This is a genomic window from Hydrogenophaga sp. (assembly GCF_028698005.1).
Classification (GTDB): domain Bacteria; phylum Pseudomonadota; class Gammaproteobacteria; order Burkholderiales; family Burkholderiaceae_C; genus Hydrogenophaga.
The window spans coordinates 1-4,614 of sequence record NZ_JAQVEJ010000200.1 but is presented as its reverse complement, the minus strand read 5'-3'; the positions used below and the strand labels follow the sequence as shown (position 1 = coordinate 4,614).

Annotated in this window: 6 protein-coding genes; 1 reads left to right on the top strand and 5 read right to left on the bottom strand. The window is 69.3% G+C overall.

Features of this window, described 5'->3' with window-relative positions:
* A partial coding sequence (locus tag PHQ87_RS14590; protein ID WP_300235886.1) for a hypothetical protein occupies nucleotides 1-195 on the top strand: 195 nt, incomplete at its 5' end.
* A 72-nt stretch (nucleotides 196-267) separates the two neighbouring features.
* On the opposite strand, the gene PHQ87_RS14585 is transcribed toward PHQ87_RS14590, so the two are convergent.
* The 5 genes from PHQ87_RS14585 to PHQ87_RS14565 all read right to left on the bottom strand — a co-directional run.
* The gene (locus PHQ87_RS14585) at nucleotides 268-447 is read right to left on the bottom strand and encodes a hypothetical protein (RefSeq protein ID WP_366524486.1); all 180 of its coding nucleotides are present in this window, start codon (nucleotides 445-447) and stop codon (nucleotides 268-270) included.
* Between the two features lie 69 nt (nucleotides 448-516).
* A complete protein-coding gene (locus PHQ87_RS14580; RefSeq protein ID WP_300235883.1) occupies nucleotides 517-1,323 on the bottom strand; it encodes a 3',5'-cyclic-nucleotide phosphodiesterase in 807 nt (268 codons plus the stop codon).
* 64 nt (nucleotides 1,324-1,387) lie between these two features.
* A complete protein-coding gene (locus tag PHQ87_RS14575) occupies nucleotides 1,388-3,607 on the bottom strand; it encodes an adenylate/guanylate cyclase domain-containing protein (protein ID WP_366524485.1) in 2,220 nt (739 codons plus the stop codon).
* Nucleotides 3,604-4,248, bottom strand: coding sequence for an FHA domain-containing protein (locus PHQ87_RS14570; RefSeq protein WP_300235880.1), 645 nt, complete (start codon nucleotides 4,246-4,248; stop codon nucleotides 3,604-3,606). The genes PHQ87_RS14575 and PHQ87_RS14570 overlap by 4 nt, the downstream gene beginning before the upstream one ends.
* 53 nt (nucleotides 4,249-4,301) lie before the next feature.
* A partial coding sequence (locus PHQ87_RS14565) for a SpoIIE family protein phosphatase (protein WP_300235877.1) occupies nucleotides 4,302-4,614 on the bottom strand: 313 nt, incomplete at its 5' end.

The window sequence follows — 4,614 nt, the reverse complement described above, 5'->3', positions numbered from 1 at the left end:
CCTTTTTGCAGGGAACGCTTCATGGTGAAACTCCTTGGAGTAGTGAAAAAGAAAAAAAAAGGGGCCTGCTCTCGCAGCCACGAGGGCGCCACCACCGGGTGCCACGCTCTTGCGCCTTTTCCCTTGCAGGGTTCGTGCCAACCCCGCCGGGGTGGTTATCAGGCCGTTTTCTTCACGTTTTGCGGCCCGCGGTGACATTTATTGACAGATGTAGCCGATTCGAACTGACATTTTTTGTCACATCCTCAGGCGGAGTGACGAGCTTTGTCACCCGGCGACGGCCTCTGCCTCCGGCCACAGATTCGGAAAATAAAAACGCAGCGCATGCAGCGGAACGCCCAGGCGCAGCGCCTCGGCCCGCACGCCTGGTTTGACGACTTTTTCCTCGTATTGAAGACAGGCGGCCATTCGGTCCTTCATGCTCTCCAGCGAGAGCAGGCTCGCCATGGACTTCACCTGATCCAGGCACAGGTCCAACATACATGAAAACATGACGAGGATTCAAAGCGATGCCGCTCACACCTCGAACACATCCCCCGCCGCCAGCCAGCGGATGTCGTGGCGGGTGTGGCCGGGGTGGTGGCCGGGGTCGTCGAAGCGGCGGATCTGCTGCATGATCAGCTCGGTTTCGGCGGGCTTGGTGTGGGTGATGTAGATCGGGAAGCGCGGGCGGCTGGCGTCGATGTGGCCAAGCTCTTCGGCCAGGGCGTGCGGGGCCAGGTGCAGGCTGCGGTGGGCGATGTCGCGTTCGCGGTCGCTGAAGGCGGTTTCGATGACGAGCATGGCCACGGGCAGTGCGTTGACACGGGCCCAGAAGGCGGGGTTGGGCCCGGTGTCGCCGCTGAAGACCCAGCAGCCTTGCACGCCGTGCACGGCAAAGCCGGCGGCCGGCACGGTGTGCACGGCCGGCAGCACCTCGATGCGTGTTCCGGCCACGGTCAGGGTGTCGCCGATGGCAAAGGTGTGGAACGCCAGCAGGGGGGCGTCGGCCCGGGGGATGGTGGCGAAGTCGGGCCAGATGAGGTCGTTGAACACGTGCGCGCGCAGCGCGGCCACGGTCTCGGGCAGGGCATGCACCTGCACCGGGCCGGCACCGCTGGCGAGCCGGTGCGCGGCCACGGCGTCGAGCAGCAGCGGCAGGGCGGCCACATGGTCCAGGTGGGCGTGGGTGAGCAACACGTGGTTGATGCGGGCCATCTGCTCCAGGCTGAGGTCGCCCACGCCGGTGCCGGCGTCCACGAGCACCTCGTCACCCAGCAGGAAAGACGTGGTGCGGCAGCCACGCGCGATGGCGCCCGAGCAGCCCAGCACCCGTACCTTCACGGGCGCGCCGGCGCGGTGGCGGGCCGCCCGTCTCGGTGGGGTGGGGGGGCAGTGGCTGGCGTGCTCATTTGGTGGTGATGTCGGTGGCGCCGTCCCAGTCGGGGCCGGGAGGTGTCTGCCGGGCCAAGGCTACCCGCTCTGCCCAGTAGTGGTAAAGCATTTTTTGCGGGTCGCGGCGCCGCAGCGACACCAGCAGCGCCTCGCAGGTGTCCCAGTCGCGTGCACGCCACGCCGGCAGGAAGGCGTCCCACTCGGCCAGCTCCTGCTCGGGCAGCGGTGCGCCGTTGGTCATGCGCGCGGGGCCGTGCCCGAGCGGGGTATGGATGGCCACCGCCTGCGCCTTGCCCTTGACACGCACGCGGTCGATCTGCTGCCAGACGAAGCCGGGGGCGAGTTCGCGCGTGCGGTCGCTGGCCACGATGTCAACACCGTACAGGCGCGAGAGCCCTTCGAGGCGGGCACCCAGGTTGACGGCGTCGCCGATGACGGTGTAGCTGCGCCGGATGTCGGAGCCCATGTCGCCCACGCACATGGGGCCGGTGCTCAGCCCCACGCCCAGGCCGATGGCCGGCAGGCCCTGGCGGCGGTGTTCGCGGTTGAGCCGCTCGACCTCGGCCACCACGTCCAGGGCCGCCTCGACCGCCAGGCGAGCATGCGCCGGCGTTTCCAGCGGCGCACCCCAGAACGCCATGAGGCAGTCGCCCATGAACTTGTCGATGGTGCCGCGGTGGCGGCTGACCACCGCGCTCAGGTGGCTGAACATGGTGTTGAGCAGGGCCTGCAGTTGCTGCGGCGGCATGGATTCGGCGATGGCGGTGAAGCCCCGCATGTCACAGAACATGACGGTCATCTCGCGCGTGGTGGCGGTCATGCCGTAGTGCCCCGGCGAGCGCAGCATCTCGGCCACCAGCTCGGGCGGCACGTAGGTGCCGAACGCCTGCGCCAACTGGCCCTTGGCGCGCCGCTCCACCAGGTAGCCCCAGCTCATGTGCAGGCCCAGCATCAGCGCGACCATCACCAGCGCCGAGGCCAGGGGCAGCACCAGTCCGTGCGCCACGTACAGCGCCTGGTTCAGGCCGACCAGGGCCGCCAGCACGCCGGCACTGAACAGCGCCCCGCGGGCCGGGCCCAGGCGCGGCAGCCGCAGGGCCAGCACCAGCCCGGCCAGCAGCAGCAGCACCACTTCGTAACCCCGCGCGTAGTCGGGCCGCACCGGCAGGTGGCCATCGAGCAGGCCGCTGAGCAGGCTGGCATGCACCTCGACGCCGGGGTAGGTGCCGCCGACGGGCGTGGCGCGCAGATCGGCCAGGCCGGGCGCGGTGAAGCCCAGCAGCACGATGCGCCCCTGCAGGGTGCCGGGCGCCAGGCGCCCCTGCAGCACGTCGGCCGCCGACACGTAGGTGAACGAGCCCCCATCCGGGCCGCCTTCGCCGCGAAACGGCACCCGCGCCGCGCCGCGGCCATCCACCGGAATGGCCGCCTGCCGCCCGTCCCAGATCAGGCGCACGCTGTGCAGGCCCTGGTAGTCGCCCGGCAGCCAGCGCTGGGGCGCCACACCCGGGGCCACCGCCGGCAGGCCCAGCAGGCGCCGGTACAGCGCCAGGGCGAACGACTCGTAGATGCCTTCGCCGTGCGCCGCCAGCAGGGGCAGGGCACGCACCACGCCGTCGTCGTCGGTGATGGCATTGAAAAAGCCCGCCTGCGGCGCGGCGGCCGCCAGCACGGGCAGGTTGGCACCGTAGCCGTCCCAGCGGGTCAGGGCCACGGAGCGGCCGGGCAGCTCGGCCTGGCGCAGCACGGGCGCCGGCAACTGGCCGCTGGTGTGGCCCCCGCGGTCACTGGTGAAGTAGTAGCCCAGCACCACCGGCCGCCCCTGCAGCGCCCGGGCCAGCACCTCGTCGCGCCCGGGGTCGGGCTCGGCCAGCACCGTGTCCAGCCCCACCAGGCGCACCTGCTGCTCATCGAACAGGCGGTCGAGCAGGGCCGCCACGCGGTCGCGCGGCCAGGGCCAGCGCCCCACGGCTGCCAGGCTTTTTTCGTCGATATCGACGATGGCGATGCGCGTGTCCAGGGTGCCCGGCATGCCCAGCCGCAGACGGGTGTCGTGGATCAGGTCGTCGATCCGGTCGAGCACGCCCAGCGAAGGCCGGCCCAGGGTGTGCAGCAGCGCCAGCAGCAAGGGCAGCAGCATGGCGGCCACCCGGGCCCAGGCGGGCCAGCGTCGCGCGGCCGGCATGGGCGTGGCGCGGCGGGCCCGGCGGTGCCCTCCGCGCGGGTCGCTCACCGCTGGATGAACTGCATCTGCGTGCCGGCGAGCTCGATCAGGTCACCGTGGTGCAGATGGACGGCATCGGCCCCCACGGGCGTGCCATTGACGGTAGGCCGCACGGTGCCCTCGACCACCGCGATCACGAAGCCGTGGGGCCGGCGCGTGATGGCCGCCACGGCCACGCCCGGCTTGCCGATGGTGGTGACCACCTTGAGCAGCGGCACCTCGCGGCCGGCGGCGGAACCGGACATGACCTTGATGAGGCCGTTGATGGCGGGCGCGGGCGTCCCGGTGGTGTCCACCTGGACCTCGCCCTGCTGCCCGGAGTTGACGACGGTGGCCCGCTCGGGGACGGCACTGGTGCCGGCGCCGTCGTGGACGTACCGGATCTTGTACTTGCCGATTTCGATGGTGTCGCCGTTGCTCAGCGCCTGGCGCTTGATGGCCTTGCCATTGACGTAGGTGCCATTGGTGCTGTTGAGGTCTTCCAGGAACATCTCGCTGCCCGACATCTGCATGACCGCGTGCTCGCCGCTGACGGCCAGGTTGTCGATCACCACGTCGTTGTAGGGCCGCCGACCCAGGGTGGTGCGGTCCTTGGTGAGCTGCACGTCCTTGATCACGACACCATCAATGGAAACGATTATTTTCGGCATCGCCGACTCTCCTGTGAAGCCGTCATGGCTTCATTGTATGTATTTTGTAAGTATTAATGCTGCCCCAACACCCGGGACAACAGGCTGCGACGTGGGTTATTGGTTTGAACTTGTACCAATATTATCGAAATGTTATCGCGCCCTCCCTGCTCGTTGGCGGCCTCGACCAGCGCCCGGCCCTTGTCGGCCAGCGTGCTGGAGCGCGCGAGCACGGCCGCGATCTGCTCGTCCCTGAGCATGTCGTTCAGACCGTCGGAGCACAGCAGGTACAGGTCGCCCACTTCAAGCCGGAATTCGTTGACCTCCAGCAGCACCGTGTCCTCCACCCCCAGCGCCCGCGTCACCAGGTTGCGGTGCACGGCGTAC

What these genes read in the sequence shown, in the direction of transcription:
- PHQ87_RS14570 (WP_300235880.1), bottom strand. Translation starts at nt 4,248, where the DNA reads ATGCCGAAAATAATCGTTTCCATTGATGGTGTCGTGATCAAGGACGTG.
- PHQ87_RS14585 (WP_366524486.1), bottom strand. Translation starts at nt 447, where the DNA reads ATGGCGAGCCTGCTCTCGCTGGAGAGCATGAAGGACCGAATGGCCGCC.